Raw genomic sequence first — 19094 nt, 5'->3', positions numbered from 1 at the left:
TAATAATAATTAGTAATCGTACTCAATCATAAAGGGAATGAAGATGGACTCATCTCAGTTTACACCAGTACATTGGTTAAACCATTGGTCAGAAACCACTCCAGATAAAATATTCTTAGAGCAGCCTGTCGATCGCACCTATCAAACGCATACATGGTCGCAAATAAAGGCAAAAGTAGATCATGTTTCTTCAAGTTTATTCCAACTTGGACTAAAACGTGGAGATAAAGTCGCTATTTTTGCAAAAAACTGTGCCGAATGGATTATTGCCGACCTTGCTATTATGAGAGCCGGGATGGTCAGTGTTCCAATCTACCCTTCAGCAAACGCTGAAACTGTTCAATATGTTTTAGAACATTCTGAGTCAAAGGCCGTTTTTATTGGCAAAATTGACAAATGGGAGCTCGCAGAGCCTGGCGTTACTGGAAACATAATTCGCATAGATATGGGTTACAAAACCATGCCGTGCCAATACAGTTGGGCACAATTAGACAATTTTGGCAGCCCTATTCCGGATTTTGTTCCCCATATTGACGACCTAATGTCGATTATTTATACGTCTGGGAGCACAGGTAATCCAAAAGGTGCAATGGTAAATTACAGTGCATACGGTTGGGCAAACCAACAAATTGTTAAAGTACTTGGCATTGATGAGAAAGAACGATTTTTGTCCTATTTGCCATTAGCCCATATTACCGAACGCGTACTTGTAGAGGGTGCAGCATATCACTCGAATATGACGCTCTATTTTACCGAGTCGCTCGAGCATTTTGTTAGTGACCTGCAATATGCCAAACCGACTATTTTCTTTAGTGTTCCACGACTATGGAGCCTATTTCAAAAAAATATTATCGACAAAATTGGCAATACCAAACTTAACATCTTGTTATCCATTCCGATTGTTAGTGGCTTAATAAGAAGTAAAATCCAAAAAGGTCTAGGGCTAGAACATGCACGTCTAACAGCGTCGGGATCTGCTCCAATTTCACCGGCTATTATTCGTTGGTACCAAAAAGTAGGTATTAACATTTGTGAAGCTTGGGGAATGACCGAAAATTGCATCTACGCTTTAGGTAACTTTCCGTTTAATGAACGCATGATTGGAAGTGTCGGGCCGGTACTTGATGGTTGTGAAATTAAAACCACGGATGAGGACGAGCTGCTATTTAAAAGTCCTAGGCTATTTTCTGGGTACTACAAAAACGAAGAAGCAACCAAAGAAGCATTTGATAAAGATGGTTTTTTCCGCACCGGCGATTTAGCTAAAATTGGTGAATTAGGCGAAGTGAAGTTAATTGGCCGAGTAAAAGATAACTTCAAGACCGCAAAGGCAAGTTTGTATCACCAGTTCCTATTGAAAAAATGTTAGCACAGGATACACACATTGAACTGCTTTGTGTTGTCGGTTCTGGCATGTCAGCACCGGTCTGCTTAGTACAATTGTCTGAAGGTGCGAGCCATCAGCCAAGAGAACAAGTTCGCAGTGCATTAGCCAATACGCTTAAAGGTATTAATAAGAGACTTGAGTCCCATGAGTGCATTGGGGCAATGGTAGTTGTTAAAGAAAGTTGGACACCAGAAAATGGTATTTTAACCCCAACGCTTAAGATTAAACGCCATGTTCTCCACGAAATGTATAATGAAAAAGTAGATGAACTAAAAGGCAATCAAGTCATTTGGGAAGATGAATTGAACGCCTAACGTACGATAAAATCAGGTCCGGGCACGACACCCGGACCTTTTCTCATAAAAATACTGTTGTAAAACAGAGTTTAAAATTCAAACTTCAAAATTCCATCGCCTTTAATCTTAAATAATCTAACGAAGCAAATCCTCTGAACTAAGATCATATAGCGACATTGATGTATTCGGAGGATCCCATGAATAACGTAATGAAATGCCAAGCCGCTACAATTAATGAATATTTTTGCCATCATAAATCCCTTGAGCTCGCAGAATTTATGTCTGACATTAATATGCCATTTGATCAACAAGATCGGGTTTTGAATGCAATTCAGCGACTGTCGAAGCCGTCAGCACGAAAGATTAGTATAATTCTGGAACTTGCGGGAAATAACACTATGACCGAGCAACTACTCAAATAACCAAATGCAGTAAATCAAACTAAAGAATGCGCTAATCTGATTTACTTTGAATACCTAAGTTTCATACATTTGATAGACAAGGACGTCTCTTTTTATAAATATCAATTAGATGTCATACTATGCAATTCAGTTTATTAATCCCATTCCTTATAATGAACGTAGCAGTTCAAAGTCTCATCAGCCTAGGTTGAGCTAAACATTTGTCAGCTAATTTAGTGGCTGACAATTCAAGTAATGATCTTCTATGAATTTTTAATTAATTGCTCGTGAAGTCGTTTCACTTGATCACGCAACTCACCCGCTTTTTCAAACTCTAGGTTTTTAGCGTGTTCTAACATTTGCGCCTCTAGTGTTTTAATTTCTTTGGCAATTTCTTTTGGAGATTTCGTACGGTAATCAACCAAACCTTCTTTAACCAAAATTTTCATCGCCGCATTATTCGGCGCTTTTCCTTCGCCAAGATCCATGATGTCACCAATCTTTTTGATAACACCCCGAGGAGTGATCCCATGTTTTACATTATGCGCATGTTGCTTTTCACGACGGCGGTCTGTTTCATCAATCGCTTTACGCATTGATTTTGTGATCCGATCACCGTACAAAATTGCTTTACCATTGACGTTCCGCGCGGCGCGACCAATGGTTTGGATAAGAGATCGTTCCGAGCGTAAAAGCCTTCTTTGTCGGCATCTAGTATTGCAACCAAAGAAACCTCAGGCATATCTAGGCCCTCTCGGAGTAAGTTAATACCAACTAATACATCAAAGTGACCCGCCCGCAGATCTCGAATAATTTCGATACGTTCAACAGTATCTATGTCCGAATGCAAGTAACGAACACGGATGCCGTGATCAGCTAAGTAATCAGTCAGATCTTCGGCCATACGTTTAGTTAATGTCGTTACCAGTACACGTTCATTTTTTTCAACTCTAATACCAATCTCAGACATTAAATCATCGACCTGAGTACCGACCGGACGCACTTCGATAATTGGGTCTAATAAGCCTGTCGGGCGAACTACCTGCTCGGCTACTTCGCCATCGGACTTTTCAATTTCATAGTTACTCTGGGGTCGCTGAAACATAAATCGTTTGCGGCACTAAACGCTCAAATTCATCAAATTTGAGTGGTCTATTATCTAATGCTGATGGCAACCTGAAACCAAATTCAACCAAATTTTCTTTTCTTGAACGGTCTCCTTTGTACATAGCGCCAACTTGTGACACGGTAACATGGGATTCATCAATAATTAGTAGGCCATCTGATGGGAAATAATCAATGAGAGTCGGAGGCGCTTCACCTGGGTTTCGAGTTGATAAATAGCGAGAGTAGTTTTCGATGCCAGAGCAATAACCTAATTCCTGCATCATCTCAATATCAAATAATGTCCGTTGACTTAGTCGCTGTTCTTCCACCAGTTTGTGGGACTCTCGAAGTTGCTTTTTACGGCTCTGTAATTCAACTTTGATTTCTTCAACCGCGGCTAAAATTTTAGCTCGTGGCGTAACATAGTGAGTTTTAGGAAAATAGTCGCCCTTGTGATCTTTTTCTCAACAGCACCGGTGAGAGGATCAAATCAGGTCAGTTTCTCGATTTCTTCATCAAACAATTCAACCCGCACGGCAAACTTATCTGAATCAGCAGGATAAATATCAATAACATCGCCGCGAACACGATAACAACCTCGCTGAAAATCGATGTCATTACGTTTATATTGCAGTTCTGCCAACCGACGTAAGATTTGACGCTGGTCAACCATATCCCCAACTTTGAGATGCAATAACATTTTCATATACGACTCGGGATCACCCAGACCGTATATTGCAGATACCGACGCAATGATAATTACGTCGCTACGCTCCATCAGCGCCTTTGTGGCGGACAAACGCATCTGTTCGATATGTTCGTTTATCGTTGCATCTTTCTCAATGAAGGTGTCCGTAGAGGCAACATAAGCCTCTGGTTGGTAATAGTCATAATAGGAAACAAAATACTCAACTGAATTATTTGGGAAAAACTCTTTCATCTCACCGTACAACTGGGCTGCCAATGTTTTATTGTGGGCCATTATTAACGTTGGACGAGAAACCTGTGAGATGACATTCGCCATGGTAAATGTCTTGCCGGTCCCCGTTGCACCAAGTAGGGTTTGATAAGCTAAACCGTCATTAAGCCCCTCAACTAGCTTTTTAATTGCCGTTGGTTGGTCTCCATCTGGTTTATATTCACTATGTAATTCAAATGGTTTTGATTGTTTCTCTAACATAATTAAGTGGTTACCAAATCGGGTTTAGGAAGGTTTTTAATAAACCAAAAGTACGCAATGAATGCGGTGAATACGTTGCCGATTAAAGCCCCGACAAAAAGTCCAAGGCAAGCCATAAAAATAGGAACCTACAAAAGCAAATGGCACATAAAAGACAAACAGACGAATAACGCTTAACACCAACGCCACCATCGGTTTGTGTAAAGCATTAAACGACGAATTAGATAAAATTATGATGCCCTGTAAGCCATAGCCTAATGGCAGAGTCCAAAGGAACAATTTAATGACCTCCATCACTTCCGGATCGTCTTTACCAAACGCGATTGCAATATAACCTGCAACGAGCAGCAATACGACATAAACAGCGGCTTGCCACACTAATACAAATTTAATGCACATTTTGTAAGCCTGTTCGACCCGATCCCAATTACCCGCACCAAAATTTTGGCTAATAAAAGGCGGTAATGTCATCGATAAGGCCAATACCACAATACTTGCCATCGACTCTATTCGAGTCCCTACCCCAAAGCCGGCCACTGCGGCGTTACCATGTACCGCAATCATCGCCGTAAGTATTGCCATCGCAATTGGCGTTAACATATTTGCCCCAGCAGCTGGCAATCCAATCCCCAAAATTCGACGGCTAATGCCAGCAAACTCACCAAGAGATAAACGTCGAATATTGATCAACTTTTTCTGAACCGCTAATACATAAAATACCGCAGCAAAACCCACCGACCATGCAATCACGCTGGCAATAGCTGCGCCTTGGATCCCGAGTTCTGGGAATGGGCCATAACCAAATATAAGCAAAGGATCTAAAATCGCGTTAATGAAACCACAGGACGCCATAATCACACTAGGTGTTTTGGCGTCACCGAATGCTCGCAATATTGAATTACCCACCATCGGTGACATTAAAAAAACCGCACCGATATACCAAATATCCATGTACTCGTGGATGAGTGGCAATAATTCTGGACCAGCGCCAAGTGAGGTAAAGATCAAATCGGTGAATAAAAAGGTCACAAATGCTAAAACAGATACTAACAAAAACGACAAAATCAGAGCGGCAAATCCGTCATCTTTTGCTGCATCTATGTTACCGCTGCCGCGGGCTTTAGCAATAACAGCGGATGTTCCGATACCTAACCCGATTGATAAACTGATTATGGTAAATGTGATAGGAAAGGTAAAACTGATCGCAGCCAACGGCTCAGTCCCTAATAAACCGATAAAATAAGTATCAATCAAATTGAATGACATCAACATCAGCATGCCGACCACGACTTGTTTAGTCATTTTAGACAAGATTGGAGAAATTGGAGCGGTTAATAGATCCTGCTGAGCAGACATATTTTCTGAGCCATTAATTTAAAAAAGCCATTTTAAAGAACTTCTCAAGTGGTTACACCTATTGATTTTAAATAAATGTAAGAAACTTGATCTAATATCGAATGCGTTTCTTATATCATTATGGTATTGCCGCGCAAAGTGGCCCAAATGATGCCCACTTTTAATATGTGGTTTAATATAATATTTAGGCATATTGATCCTATTTATTGCACAAAAATGGCGCGTTGTGCACAGCGGTTGTTTACAAAAATGACATTACGGTTAATATTCATCCCGATCATGAAAGTTACCCACAAAAACAATTTAACCCATTGATATAAATGGATATATTAAAAATGTAACATTTTTTCAACTTAGAGTATTGACACACGTTCTTACTGGCCTGAAGCAATATATAACAAACTCATTCACAAACTTATCCACAGAAACAGTGGATAACATTCTGTAAGCCATGAGTAACAAAGATCAACGGATCTTTTTGGCAAAAAAATAATTATATTTTTGAGATTTCAATTGCAATAATTGCAATATCGATTGACGTTATCGTGCCACTTTTCACTTATGGTTTGACAAATTTGATTAGGAACTGAGCAAACAGTTAAAAAACTGTCACTTTAGCCATAAAAGAGGTTGACAGGTAGGGGCGGGTAATTAACATTGCGCCCCGTTGTCAGATGGCACTTTGTTCCCCTTAGCTCAGTTGGTTAGAGCGACGGACTGTTAATCCGCAGGTCCCCCGTTCGAGTCGGGGAGGGGAGCCACTTCAACGTACTACAATTTGATATTTGTTCCCCCTTAGCTCAGTTGGTTAGAGCGACGGACTGTTAATCCGCAGGTCCCCGTTCGAGTCGGGGAGGGGAGCCACTTCAAAATATCATTTACAATATATACCGTTTTATAGTTCCCCCTTAGCTCAGTTGGTTAGAGCGACGGACTGTTAATCCGCAGGTCCCCCGTTCGAGTCGGGGAGGGGGAGCCACTTCTTTTGGCTAAAATCACGATTCCCTTAAGCCACCGCAATATTTGTTAACAAACAAACTGTCCGCTATTCACTCTAAATTGTTTATTTAACTGACCTTTTCTGTTTAAATAAGTGCTTATTATTTCCACTGCATTTAAAATCAAATGCAAATACCCGTGCTGTTTGAGGGAGCAAATATGAATAAGCTGAGAAATCTGCTTTTAATTCAATTATTAACAGGACTTTTAATAGGTGTAGCTGTTGCCGGCGCAGGCCTCTTTACAATTTCTACATTAATACATAGCGAACAGCAGTATCATAAAGAATTGATCCAACAATTTTCTATTGGTAATTTAATTGATGAACCTAAGCTGCTGTCCAAACAGTTAAAAGCATCAATTGAGTTTGAATATTTAACGATCAAAGATCGTGAAGGCCATGTGCTTTATAGCTTCAATAAAGCCCAAGAAGACATGCCTGTGTTGACCAGTATTTTGAAAGAAGCCGATTTACACACCACACCAAAAACCTTAGCAAGCCCTGAAGGTTCGTTGTTAATAGACTTCCACTCTTCTTATGACGACATATTAACCCCTGCCCTCTCTGCGCTTATCGTCGCTATTTCAACGCCACTCATCATTGTCTTAATTAGCTTTTTGCTGTTTCGAATTTCAATGGGTCAAATTTTTAGACAAGTTGCGCAAGACTGCGCTAAAAATATTGAAAGTGTCATGACTGACAAATCTGAAGTAGAGCTACAGGAGTTACCTAAACAATTTAAATTAATTGAAAAATCAACGGCAAAATTAAAAGCCTTTTTGAAAATCAATTAGTCGAATTTGAAAACTCTGCATCTGAATTAAAAACAGAAGCATATAAAGATAGCCTGACGAACTTGCCAAACCGCACACGATTTGTTGAAGAGTTTGAACAAGAAATTGGCCAGCCAGACAAACATAATCAATTTGGCGTCTTACTTTTATTGCGTGCGACGGAATTGCAGCATATTAACCAATCTAAAGGTTATCAGTCGGGTGATAAATACGTTAAGGGCATCTCAGATATTCTGGTCAGCGTGGTTGGTACATACTCTAACGCCAAACTTTACCGTTTAAATGGTTCAGACTTTGGCATGATTTTGCCAAATATTACGGCAAAAGAAGCAGACACTATGGCGCAAAATATTCACTCTCGATTGAACGAATATATGCGAATTTCTGAATTATCAGCTGTTGGCAGCATGGGCATTGTTACTTATGGTCATGGTAAACCTTTGGGCGAGTTACTGGCATCTGCCGATACCGCAATTAGTTTAGCGCAAACCAAACACGTAAATGCTTGGCATGTGCATAAAGACAACAACCTCGGTCAAACATCAGCAACCACATTTGGTAACCAAAATTGGCGTGCTGTTATTGATGATGTCATTAGCAATGGCAATGTCACTTTGCTGTTCCAACCAATTAAAGCGGCAAATCGCGGAACAAAAGCCTATTCTGAAGTTTTATCTCGATTTAAATCAGACGATGCGCAAGTGTTGCCGACAGCGTCATTTTTAGCTATGGCCGAAAAATTGAACCGCGTGGTTGAGATTGACCAACTCATAGTTGAAAAAGTCCTAGAGCTGATTAAAACGAAGAGCATTACTGACCAATTTTTTGGGATCAATGTAACGCCGGCCTCAGTTCACAATGACCAGTTTATGATTTGGTTGGAAAGAAAATTATTAAAAGAAGCGTCAATAGCGACAAAATTAGTATTTGAAGTGAGTGAGTTTGGCTTGCAACAAAATATTAATTCAAGTCGTCGTTTCATCAACATGATCCATCGTGCCGGTGCTCGGGTAACGGTTGAGAAGTTTGGCGTAGGTATTACATCCTTTAAGTTTTTCCAAGAACTTAAACCTGATTTCATCAAACTTGATGGCAGTTACACTCGCAACATTGAAGATGAAAAGAACAATCAGTACTTTATTCGTATGATTGTCGATTTATCGCATCGTATCGGTGTAAACGTACTGGCTGAGTGTGTTGAAACTCAAGAAGAAAAACACGTATTAGAGAAATTGTTTGTTGACGGTTGTCAGGGCTATTATTTAGGTAATACCTGGACCGTTATAGGTCATTCGGCCTTACTGTTATTATTGAACAACAGTAAGGCTTTGACAAAATCACATCCCAAGCATAAACCCGTCGTATTCTAACGAACAGACAGATCTGCCGCTCAAATTCATTGTCGTTTTGAAACCCGAATGCGGATCCTATAATAATTTTTACATCACTGACTTTACCTGTAGTAAATGGCTTTATCCCTATAGTTCATCAAAAATTTAGCTTTTTTGAGTTGTTTCAACAAAATATTCCAATAACCAACCGATTCAACTGTTGTTAAAAGGTCGTTAAAACCGGATAATGTCGAGTGAATTTTTACGGTAAACTGATCAATGTCTGAATATTTTTACTTCTCGTTAGTACAGTTCTGGTTAATAACTTTGTCTTGGTAAAGTTTTTGGGCCTTTGTCCATTTATGGGGGTTTCTAGTAAATTAGAAACGGCCATAGGCATGGCAATGGCGACAACGTTTGTATTGACCTTGGCATCGACGTTTTCTTACTTATTAAATCACTATATTCTTATGCCGATAGGCCTAGAGTACTTAAGAACCATCGCCTTTATTTTAGTTATCGCTGTTGTCGTGCAATTTACTGAAATGGTCGTTAACAAAACAAGTCCTAAGCTTTACCGTTTATTAGGTATATTTTTACCTCTGATCACAACGAACTGCGCTGTATTAGGTGTTGCCCTTCTCAATGTAAATGCGCACCATGGATTTTTAGAATCTATTGTATATGGCTTTGGCGCAGCAGTTGGTTTCTCAATTGTTCTCGTCTTGTTTGCGTCAATGCGTGAACGTTTAGCTTTTGCCGACGTTCCACAAGTATTTAAAGGCTCCGCTATCGCAATGGTCACTGCGGGCTTGATGTCTCTGGCATTTTTAGGATTTACGGGGTTAGTTAAAATATAATGGTTAGTGTATTTTATGCCTTGTCTGCTCTGGTTTTAATGGCATTAATTTTTGGTGCTATTTTAGGCTATGCGTCGGTTCGATTTAAAGTTAAAAGTGATCCATTAGTTGAACAGCTCGACCAGCTATTGCCTCAGACTCAGTGCGGCCAATGTGGCTATCCGGGCTGTAAACCTTATGCCGAAGCCATTGCCAATGGCGATGACATAAATAAGTGCCCTCCTGGTGGCGACGCGACGATTAAACTAATCGCAGACCTAATGGGAGTCGAAGCCGTCTCGTTGGACGCCGCACATGGCGAAGAAGATGTTAAAAAAGTCGCCTACATTCGAGAAGATGAATGTATTGGTTGTACTAAGTGTATTCAAGCTTGCCCAGTCGATGCCATTGTCGGAGCGTCAAAAGTTATGCACACCGTTATTGTAGACGAATGTACTGGCTGTGATTTGTGCGTAGAGCCTTGCCCTGTCGACTGTATCGACATGGTACCGCTTCATACTGGAGCAGCAAATTGGAAATGGGACTCGCTTGTGATCCCAACAAAAACCGTAGCGTAGTCGGTAGGTAAATAGTGCAATCTGAACTCACCCTTATTGAACAAGTTAAACTCGGCAAGATCTGGGAATTTCCCGGTGGCATAAATCCACCTGAGCGAAAGTCGTTGTCAAACCAAACTGAGATTGGCAATTTTACCACTCATACTTTATATATCCCTATCCAACAACATATTGGTGTCGCCGGGAGCCTATTAGTTACTAAGGGTGAATCCGTATTAAAAGGTCAGGCATTAACGAGTCCTGGTGAAGGCCTTTCGTTACCAGTGCACGCACCAACGTCTGGCGTCATTTCAGATATCATTGACCACGTAGACGCACATCCGTCTGGTAAAACCGTATTAACTATTGTCCTTGAAGCCGATGGCAAAGATCTTTGGGTAAACAAAAACCCGCTGTTAAATTGGCAAGAACTCGACCGAGATACAGTGGTAAAGCATATACAAGCCGCTGGAGTTAGTGGACTTGGTGGCGCGAGTTTTCCGACCTACGTCAAATTATCTCCCCATAAGAATATTGACCTGCTCATTTTAAATGGCGTTGAATGTGAACCTTACATCACAGCCGACGACGTTTTAATGCGTTATCACGCCAATGAAATTGTCCAGGGTGCACAAATCATCCAGCATTTAGTTGCAGCTAAACTCTGCGTAATTGCAATTGAAGATAATAAAACAGAAGCGATTGCTTCAATTGAAAAAGTGTTAGCTGACGTTGCTGATATTGAACTACGAATTGTTCCCACCAAATACCCTTCTGGCGGTGAAAAGCAGTTAGTTGAACTTATCACGGGTCTGCAAGTTCCATCAGGCGGTATCCCGGCAGACATTGGTATTGTGATGCAAAATGTCGGAACCAGTTTTGCTGTAAAACGAGCAACAATCGATGGCGAAGCCTTGGTTTCTCGAGTAGTAACAGTAACTGGCGAACGGGTGAAGAATCCACAAAATCTATGGGTGCCTTTAGGGACACCAATTAAAACATTACTGCAAAACGTCGGTTATTCTCCAGAAAAAACACCTCGATTGATAATGGGTGGACCTATGATGGGGTTTAATATTGTCGACGACATGATGCCGGTTGTGAAGAGCACTAACTGTATTTTGGCCCCTAGTAACTTTCATTTACCAGAGCGTGGTGTTGAGCAAAACTGCATCCGATGTGGTCAATGTGCTGACGCTTGCCCTGCCGAATTATTGCCACAGCAATTACAATGGTTTGCGAAAGCTGATGAACACGAAAAGCTTAAAGAATACGACTTGTTTGATTGCATCGAATGCGGTGCTTGTGCCTATGTCTGTCCATCACAAATTCCTTTAGTGCAATATTATCGAATTGCAAAATCTGATATTCGTCAAGCTGAAGAAGAAAAGCTCAAAGCTGAAAAAGCGAAACGCAGATTTGAAGTTCGTCAAGAGCGACTAGAGCGAGACAAGCAAGCTCGGTTATTAAGGCATAAAGAATCCGCTGAAAAACGCAAAAAAGCATTGGCTCAAGACGGTAGTGCAAAAGATAAAATTGCAGCGGCCCTTGCTCGAGCAAAAGCCAAAAAAGCAACATCTGAAAATACTGATGATTTAGCAGCGAGTGATACACCTCAGGATAAAGTTGCAGCAGCAATAGCCCGCGCGAAAGCCAAAAAGTTAAAATCGAGTAAGGTATCTGTTGATAACTCAGCCGATTCAACGCCAGAAGCATCCCTAGAAACATCGCTAAAAGAAACGGATACGGCACCAACGACAAACCCTAATAAAGATCGTGTTGCCGCAGCTGTCGCTCGCGCCAAAGCGAAAAAGCTTGCCAAAGAAGAGCAAGAAAAAGTCAAAAATGACGCTGAACTTAAAAACGAGACCGACCATAAAGGTAACGCAGACGCTGCTGACAAGCCCGTCAGCGAAGCGCAAGTTGACAAGACATTAACAGCTGCGGAAGAACGAAAAGCCAAAGTCGCGGCTGCTGTTGCTAAGGCAAAGGCCAAAAAACAAAAAGCGGCTGCCGATGAGCCTAATCAAGAGCCAACGTTAGACTTCGTCGATAAAGCAAGTGCCAAAATATCTAATGAAGATAAAAAACGCTCTGCTGATGATGAAAGAAAAGCCAAGGTTGCCGCAGCAGTAGCTAAAGCCAAAGCCAAAAAGCAAGCAACTGAAAGCGAAAATTCAACCAATACTAGTGATAAAGAAACACCTGATTTAAACGTTGCAGACGGTTTGAGTCAAACACCTGAACAAATTCGAAAAGATAAGGTTGCTGCGGCAATAGCTAAGGCCAAAGCAAAAAAAATGCCAATAATGACACAGACAATGGGAGCAACAACTCTTGAGTTTACTCACTAATATGTTTGTTAGTTCCCCACATGGAAATTTAGGGTTTACAACAAATCAGATGATGCGGATTGTTGCCTATGCAACGTTACTAAGGCCTAGCAGCACAAATTTATTTTTTGGTTGGGGTAGCCTAATTCAAGCTATTTTGTGTATTAGCACCGCTCTTATTGCCAGAAGCGGTGGTGTTAAGTTTGCGAGAAAAACCAATTCGTCGAACGTTATCCGACGGTTCTGCAATGTTAACCGGCTTGCTACTGGCACTGAGTATCCCGCCATTAGCGCCTTGGTGGATTGCCGTAATAGGTACTGTATTTGCGATAATCGTAGTCAAACAGTTGTATGGCGGAATGGGATTTAATTTATTTAACCCTGCGATGGCAGGTTATGTCGTGTTATTAATTTCATTCCCAGTAGCAATGACAAATTGGTTACCACCAACAGAATTATTGCAACACCCGATGGCCTTTGGTGATGCGTTTTTAGCAGTATTTACCGGCTTTACTTATGATGGTTACAATTTAACGCAGTTAAAAATGTCAGTGGATGGCATTACGATGGCGACACCGTTAGACCATTTTAAAACAGAACAAATTTTAAATTACACAACTACCGAAATACTTAATTCCCCTTTATATGGTGAATATGGCGGTACCGGCTGGCTGGAAGTAAACCTAGCCTTTTTGCTCGGTGGCCTTGCGTTGTTAAAACTGGGAATTATTCGATGGCATATCCCAGCTGCTGTTATCGGTAGTTTAGGGGTTTGTGCTTTGTTAGGAATTACTATTGCGCCCGATCAAACTTACCCACTAAGTTTTAGTCTGCTATCCGGCGCAACGATGTTTGCGGCGTTTTTTATCGCAACTGATCCCGTATCTGCGTCGACAACAAATCAAGGTCGTATTGTATATGGCTGCTTTATCGGCGTTATGATTTACATTATTCGAATTTGGGGCGGTTACCCTGATGGCATTGCATTTGCTGTGTTATTGGCAAATATGTGTGTGCCATTAATTGACCACTACACTAAACCGGTGACATACGGCCACAAACGTCGTCGGGAAGCTAAATCATGAAAAACAAATTAGCGTTTCTTAAAACAAAACAAAACGCCCTATTACTGACAAGTTTTGCAACAGTTTGTACGCTTGCAGTGTCGCTTACTCATATGTGGACAGCGCCGCTTATTGAGCAGCAAAAGCAGATAGCCGTGCTAAACAGTCTAAACGAGTTGTTAGATCCTGCAAAATTTGACAATAACCCTCTGTTAAATTGCACAAAATTAAGCGTACCTAAGATAACAGGCAGTGATTTGCCACAAACGTTTTATCGCGCCACATTAAATGGCCAACCTTACGCCACCGTTTTCCAAACTCGCACAGAACAAGGTTACAACGGGTTAATTGAGTTATTAGTCGCTATTGATAATAACGGTGTCGTTCAAGGTACACGAACGTTAACGCATCAAGAAACGCCTTGGTCTTGGAGACAAAATCGAACTTGCTAAATCTGACTGGATCTTAAGCTTTAACCAAAAGTCAGTTCGCAGTGAAGATGATGACAAGTGGAATGTGAAAAAGATGGTGGTCGATTTGACCAGTTCACTGGGGCAACAATTACCCCGCGGGCTATAGTTAAGCAACTAAGACAGTCCGTTTTTCAAGCTCAACAAAATTTCGATAACATATTTGCCTCACCCAACGACTGCTTGGCTTCGTCAAATAAACAAAACCAGTCCTTAACAGCTAAGGAAAATAGTGATGAGTAATGACAGCAATGTCGCTGACCCTATCGATGATTTAGTCGATAATGACCAACCCTAGGCTAGCTCATTTGACTGGCGCAGTATTACCTTCCAAGGGTTATGGAAAAATAACCCGGCGTTAGTGCAATTGCTTGGCTTGTGTCCTTTGCTCGCGGTTACTAATAGTGTCACAAATGCGTTGGGTTTAGGTTTGGCAACATTACTGGTTTTGGTTGTCTCAAATCTAACAGTATCCCTTGTCAAAAACTGGGTTACAAAAGAAATCCGAATCTCAGTATTCATTATGATCATTGCGTCTTTTGTCACCATTGTGCAGTTGCTTATGAACGCGTATACCTATGAGTTATATTTATCACTTGGTATTTTCATTCCTTTAATCGTTACCAATTGCGCGATTATAGGACGAGCGGAAGCGTTTGCTTCTAAAAACCCTCCAAAAGAAGCAGCTCTAGATGGCTTAATGATGGGGCTTGGGTTCGCTATCGTCTTAGTCTTTTTAGGCGCGATCCGTGAAGTACTAGGCCAAGGTACATTATTTGACGGTGCTCACCTTTTACTGGGGGATTGGGCAAAAGCACTAAAAATAGAAGTATTTAAAGTAGACCAAGCGTTCTTACTCGCGATTTTACCGCTAAGGCGCCTTTATCGGTATGGGATTTATTATCGCTGGAAAAAACTACATCGATAACAAAATCGCTCAACGTCAAGCAAGTTCGAAACCGAAAAAGTCAGTTACACGCGCCCGTGTTACTCACGTTAATTAGTAAAAAGATACGTTATGAATAAAGAAAAACGTTACGAAATCCTCACTCGGTTGCGCGCTAATGATCCGAACCCGACAACCGAATTAGATTTTACTTCACCCTTTGAGCTACTTATTGCCGTATTATTGTCGGCCCAAGCCACTGATGTAAGTGTTAACAAAGCAACGGCGAAATTATTTCCAATTGCTAGAACCCCAGACGAAATGTTGAAACTTGGAGTCGATGGTGTAAAACAACACATTAAAACAATTGGCTTATTTAATTCAAAAGCTGAAAACACCATAAAAACGTGTCGAATTTTGGTTGAACAACACAATTCACAAATACCAGAAAACCGCGAAGCACTCGAAGCTTTGCCTTAGGTGTAGGTCGGAAAACGGCAAATGTGGTACTAAATACCGCATTTGGTTGGCCTACAATTGCTGTAGACACCCATATTTTTAGATTATCCAACCGAACCCGTTTTGCCCATGGGAAAGACGTGGTAGAAGTTGAGAAAAAACTTATTAAATTTGTTCCTAAAGAATTCAAAGTTGACGTTCACCATTGGTTTATTTTACATGGTCGATACGTTTGCACGGCTCGCAGACCTAAATGTGGTGCGTGTATAATTGAAGATCTTTGTGAATTTAAAGAAAAAACAGATTAGAGCAGAACCGAACACATGCCTGTTATTACCGCGATTTTTGCAGCAGTCCTTAGTGGCTACCTTTTTTATATAGACTGGCCTATTATCGCCGGTATTCTTTTAATTTTTGCAGTTGGGCTTTACCTAACGGCCAAACCAAAAAGAACCCTAGACTTTACCGATTTAACACCAAGTCAGATTGACGAGATCAAGCAGGGGAAACGCTGATAATGACCATTCTTATCGCGATAACCGGCGCTTCGGGTTCTGGTAAAACAACTTTAGCAGAAAAACTAAAAAGCCAATTGGGTTCAAAATACAACGTCGATATCATCAGCATGGATGATTATTATAATGCGCAAGACGACCTACCAATGGTTGAACGTGAGCGTACAAATTACGACCAGCCAGCGGCATTTGATTTACCTTTACTGGCGACTCAACTTGAGCAAATAAAATCCGGCAAACACGTTTATAAGCCTAATTATGACTTTACTGTGCATACCCGATGTCAGACAACTGACGTAATTGAACCTTTAGATATCTGCATTATTGAAGGCATTTTACCGATTTGCAATGACGAGTTAGCGCAAAGTTACGACCTCAAATTTTACTTGGATATCGCCATCGAAACCTGTTTAGAACGCCGAAAACGTCGAGATATAGTTGAACGTGGCCGGACCGAAGAATGTGTCGAAAGACAGTTTAAAGAAACCGTTATCCTAGGTTATAAACAATATATTGTCGCGCAAAAAGACCAAGCGGACATTTGTCTAACAGGTCAGGAATCGTTAACAACTGTTGCCAAAAAATTGAGCAATTGCTTCCTTAGGACATCGCTTAATATAGACCGATAGTGGGTAAAACGAACAAAATATAGTCTCAATTCTATGGCAAGTTTAATTAGTTAGCATTGATATTAACTTGCCAATAGGCTATTAACTTGACAATAGGAAGCGGAGCAATTCTTCGTATATCAAACCAAGTCCTAGTGAATTTTATTGTTCGTTTTAAAATGGCGCTAATTTTCACCAACTCTGACCCCACAGCTCCTCTTTGTCAGAGTTAAAGCGTAGAAACCCACCTAGATAAAAGATAGAATACATCACATTATTATGTGAGAAAACATTGGAATTTGACGTTGAAATTTACAAATAAAGAAGTGCTGATATTTGATTTGGACGGGACGTTAATTGACAGCGTACCTGATTTGGCACTTAGCATTAATCAGATGTTAAAAGCATTGAACATGTCTGCGTTTTCTACCGAGGTGATCCGCAGCTGGGTGGGTAACGGTGCAGAGGTTTTAACCAAAAGAGCCTTATCTGGAAATATTGAAATAAACCCAGAACTTGATCCTTCATTTGTTACAAAGGCCCTTACTATATTTTTAGACTTCTATGAAAAAAATGTTTGTGTAGATACCAGTGTTTATCCACACGTTAAAGCGACTTTAGAAAGCCTTTACAGTAGCGGTTACCGCTTAATGATTGTCACCAACAAGCCTGAACAATTTGTTCGTCCAATCCTTGAAAAGCTAGGCTTAAACAACCTATTTGAAATAGTGGTTGGTGGCGACAGTTTGCCTAAACGAAAACCAGATCCAATGCAGTTAGAATACGTTTGTGACAAGCTATCCGTTGCGCCATCAAAGTGTCTAATGATTGGGGATTCCAAAAATGACATTTTTGCCGCGACTGCCGCTAATATGGAAAGCATCGGTTTAACCTATGGTTATAACCATGGTGAAGACATAAACACGCACGGAGCAAGCCTAGTATTGGAGAGTTTTGCAGATATCCTTGGTTCTTTAGAACCTACAACAGTCGTTGCTCGTTAATGAAGTACCACGGCGTTTTCATCAATCGTAATCTAACTTCAAATAATAGCTAATCGTTTTGGATCAAAATACTAAACAATCAAATATCCGCATTGGTATCATTGGCGGTGGTGTCGGGGGCGCAACCATCGCATTGCAGTTGAGTAAGCAAGGTGCAAATGTTGTACTATTCGAAAAAGAAACGAGTTTAGTCAACGGGCCACCAATGTGTCACCTGCACGCCGGTGGTAATCTATATCGAGAAATTTCAGATCAGCAATGTATCGAGTTGTTAAAACAATCGATAAGTACAGTAAGACTTTATCGCGATGCAATTGACTATAGACCAACGATTGTTTCAGTACCTATTCACGATCAAGGTCACCCCAATGATGTCATTACGCGGCTAAAGAAGCTCCAGACTGAATATGCGAAGTTAATAAACACGGATCCAGAAAACCAAGTTTTGGGCCCAGCCTCGCAATATTTTACCTTGTTTGAACGTCAAGAAATCGAAATCCTAGCTCAGTTACCGACACCAAACCAACCCGAAACACCTGAGCAATGGATGATTGCCTTTGCCAAAAACGTCGATTTAACACAATTGAAGTTTCCGTTAATATTGGTCCAAGAATACGGGATCAGCGTATTCCGACTCGCGGCAATTACAAGTTTAGCGCTTGAAAAGAGCAAAAACTGTCAACTACTGACAAATACTAAAGTCACCTCTGTTACTCAAGATAGCGCCAAGAATAAATGGGTAATCGAAGCAGAACGCGAAGGAAAAAAACAGCCCTTTGAAGTCGACTACCTAATAAATGCCTGCGGTTTTCAAACTGGTACCATCGACGACATGGTTGGCCTGCTACCAAAACGTATGGTGGAATTTAAAGCGGCCTATATTAGTCATTGGTCTAGTCATCAGAATAATTGGCCTGAGATTATTTTTTATGGTGCTAGAGGGACCAAACATGGCATGACACAATTAACGCCATACCCTAATGGTTATTTTCAAATACATGCAATGACCCCTGAAGTTACCTTATTTAAAGACGGCATTGTTTCATCAAAATCAGGCAGCGCGCAGCCTCAACTGCCAACTAAATATTTAACAAAAATAAATAGCCAATGGGATCCGCAAATCATTAATAACCGAACCATTAAAGCAATTGGTAAAGTGGCCGGGTTTATTCCAAATTTTGGCGACGCATCGGTCGGCGGCCCTCCCATGTTCGGCGCACAACAAATACCTGGAGTTGATCCGACGTTACGGGTAGCCGACGTCTCTTTTCAACAAAATAAATATGCGAGATGTGAGATTGTTAAGGCGTCTTCCGCATTACCCGCGGCACATACCATTATCAATAATTTGATTGAGCAAGGGTTGTTGCCGAGCAACACTGCATTCAACAGCGTCGTTTCTATTAGCAACCACTTAACGGAATTGGAAATTAGTGAACGAGCAGAAAATCTAGCGTTAGAAAGAAATTTCCCACAAGCACTAGCTGGGCGAATTTGCCCAAATTAA

The 19094-nt window shown here is 40.9% G+C and carries 11 protein-coding genes, 3 tRNA genes and 6 pseudogenes; 18 read left to right on the top strand and 2 right to left on the bottom strand.

Annotated features, from left to right (window positions below; translation table 11 throughout):
* Positions 1 to 43: 43 nt before the first annotated feature.
* Positions 44 to 1701, top strand: a pseudogene (locus PN838_RS21955) (AMP-binding protein).
* A 179-nt stretch (positions 1702 to 1880) separates the two neighbouring features.
* A complete protein-coding gene (locus PN838_RS21950) occupies positions 1881 to 2105 on the top strand; it encodes a hypothetical protein (RefSeq protein ID WP_215965066.1) in 225 nt (74 codons plus the stop codon).
* A 242-nt stretch (positions 2106 to 2347) separates the two neighbouring features.
* On the opposite strand, the pseudogene uvrB reads toward PN838_RS21950, so the two are convergent.
* Together uvrB and PN838_RS21940 are read right to left on the bottom strand one after the other, a co-directional pair.
* Positions 2348 to 4371: pseudogene (uvrB, locus tag PN838_RS21945) on the bottom strand (excinuclease ABC subunit UvrB).
* A 2-nt stretch (positions 4372 to 4373) separates the two neighbouring features.
* Positions 4374 to 5745: pseudogene (locus PN838_RS21940) on the bottom strand (MATE family efflux transporter).
* A gap of 668 nt (positions 5746 to 6413) precedes the next feature.
* Here PN838_RS21940 and PN838_RS21935 point away from each other — a divergent pair.
* The 16 genes and pseudogenes from PN838_RS21935 to PN838_RS21860 all read left to right on the top strand — a co-directional run bounded on the left by PN838_RS21935 (position 6414) and on the right by PN838_RS21860 (position 19094).
* Positions 6414 to 6488: transfer RNA gene (locus PN838_RS21935), tRNA-Asn, on the top strand.
* Positions 6489 to 6516: 28 nt separating this feature from the next.
* Positions 6517 to 6591: transfer RNA gene (locus PN838_RS21930), tRNA-Asn, on the top strand.
* Positions 6592 to 6629: 38 nt separating this feature from the next.
* Positions 6630 to 6706, top strand: a tRNA-Asn gene (locus tag PN838_RS21925).
* A gap of 179 nt (positions 6707 to 6885) precedes the next feature.
* Complete coding sequence (locus tag PN838_RS21920) at positions 6886 to 7521, top strand: hypothetical protein (RefSeq protein ID WP_272181977.1); 636 nt, start codon at positions 6886 to 6888, stop codon at positions 7519 to 7521.
* Positions 7482 to 8891, top strand: a complete 1410-nt coding sequence (locus PN838_RS21915) for an EAL domain-containing protein (protein WP_334313551.1) — start codon at positions 7482 to 7484, stop codon at positions 8889 to 8891. The genes PN838_RS21920 and PN838_RS21915 overlap by 40 nt, the downstream gene beginning before the upstream one ends.
* A gap of 248 nt (positions 8892 to 9139) precedes the next feature.
* Complete coding sequence (gene rsxA, locus PN838_RS21910) at positions 9140 to 9712, top strand: electron transport complex subunit RsxA (RefSeq protein ID WP_272182685.1); 573 nt, start codon at positions 9140 to 9142, stop codon at positions 9710 to 9712.
* Complete coding sequence (gene rsxB / locus PN838_RS21905; protein WP_215965071.1) at positions 9712 to 10269, top strand: electron transport complex subunit RsxB; 558 nt, start codon at positions 9712 to 9714, stop codon at positions 10267 to 10269. Before rsxA ends, rsxB begins: the two co-directional genes overlap by 1 nt.
* Before the next feature lie 14 nt (positions 10270 to 10283).
* The gene (rsxC, locus tag PN838_RS21900; RefSeq protein WP_272181976.1) at positions 10284 to 12602 is read left to right on the top strand and encodes an electron transport complex subunit RsxC; all 2319 of its coding nucleotides are present in this window, start codon (positions 10284 to 10286) and stop codon (positions 12600 to 12602) included.
* A 1-nt stretch (position 12603) separates the two neighbouring features.
* Positions 12604 to 13666: pseudogene (rsxD, locus tag PN838_RS21895) on the top strand (electron transport complex subunit RsxD).
* A complete protein-coding gene (locus PN838_RS21890; RefSeq protein ID WP_272181975.1) occupies positions 13663 to 14097 on the top strand; it encodes an RnfABCDGE type electron transport complex subunit G in 435 nt (144 codons plus the stop codon). Before rsxD ends, PN838_RS21890 begins: the two are co-directional and overlap by 4 nt.
* 340 nt (positions 14098 to 14437) lie before the next feature.
* Positions 14438 to 15119: pseudogene (locus tag PN838_RS21885) on the top strand (electron transport complex subunit E).
* Between the two features lie 14 nt (positions 15120 to 15133).
* Positions 15134 to 15768, top strand: a pseudogene (gene nth / locus PN838_RS21880) (endonuclease III).
* A 15-nt stretch (positions 15769 to 15783) separates the two neighbouring features.
* A complete protein-coding gene (locus tag PN838_RS21875) occupies positions 15784 to 15975 on the top strand; it encodes a hypothetical protein (protein WP_272181974.1) in 192 nt (63 codons plus the stop codon).
* Positions 15976 to 15977: 2 nt separating this feature from the next.
* On the top strand, positions 15978 to 16604 hold the full coding sequence (gene udk, locus PN838_RS21870) for a uridine kinase (protein ID WP_272181973.1): 627 nt from the start codon (positions 15978 to 15980) through the stop codon (positions 16602 to 16604).
* 284 nt (positions 16605 to 16888) lie between these two features.
* Positions 16889 to 17587: a phosphoglycolate phosphatase gene (locus PN838_RS21865; protein ID WP_272181972.1), complete on the top strand. Its 699-nt coding sequence runs from the start codon at positions 16889 to 16891 to the stop codon at positions 17585 to 17587.
* Positions 17588 to 17645: 58 nt separating this feature from the next.
* Positions 17646 to 19094 (top strand): FAD-dependent oxidoreductase, encoded by a 1449-nt coding sequence (locus PN838_RS21860; protein ID WP_272181971.1) that lies wholly within the window; start codon positions 17646 to 17648, stop codon positions 19092 to 19094.

Origin of the sequence: Psychrosphaera algicola (genome assembly GCF_028401425.1) — a bacterium.
Lineage (GTDB): Bacteria > Pseudomonadota > Gammaproteobacteria > Enterobacterales > Alteromonadaceae > Psychrosphaera > Psychrosphaera algicola.
Note: the sequence above shows the minus strand (reverse complement) of the source record. Positions and strands in the feature narration are given on the sequence as shown.

Coding starts and splice junctions, on each gene's coding strand:
- PN838_RS21950 (WP_215965066.1), top strand. CDS start 1,881: ATGAATAACGTAATGAAATGCCAAGCCGCTACAATTAATGAATATTTT.
- PN838_RS21920 (WP_272181977.1), top strand. CDS start 6,886: ATGAATAAGCTGAGAAATCTGCTTTTAATTCAATTATTAACAGGACTT.
- rsxB (WP_215965071.1), top strand. CDS start 9,712: ATGGTTAGTGTATTTTATGCCTTGTCTGCTCTGGTTTTAATGGCATTA.
- PN838_RS21890 (WP_272181975.1), top strand. CDS start 13,663: ATGAAAAACAAATTAGCGTTTCTTAAAACAAAACAAAACGCCCTATTA.
- PN838_RS21875 (WP_272181974.1), top strand. CDS start 15,784: ATGCCTGTTATTACCGCGATTTTTGCAGCAGTCCTTAGTGGCTACCTT.
- udk (WP_272181973.1), top strand. CDS start 15,978: ATGACCATTCTTATCGCGATAACCGGCGCTTCGGGTTCTGGTAAAACA.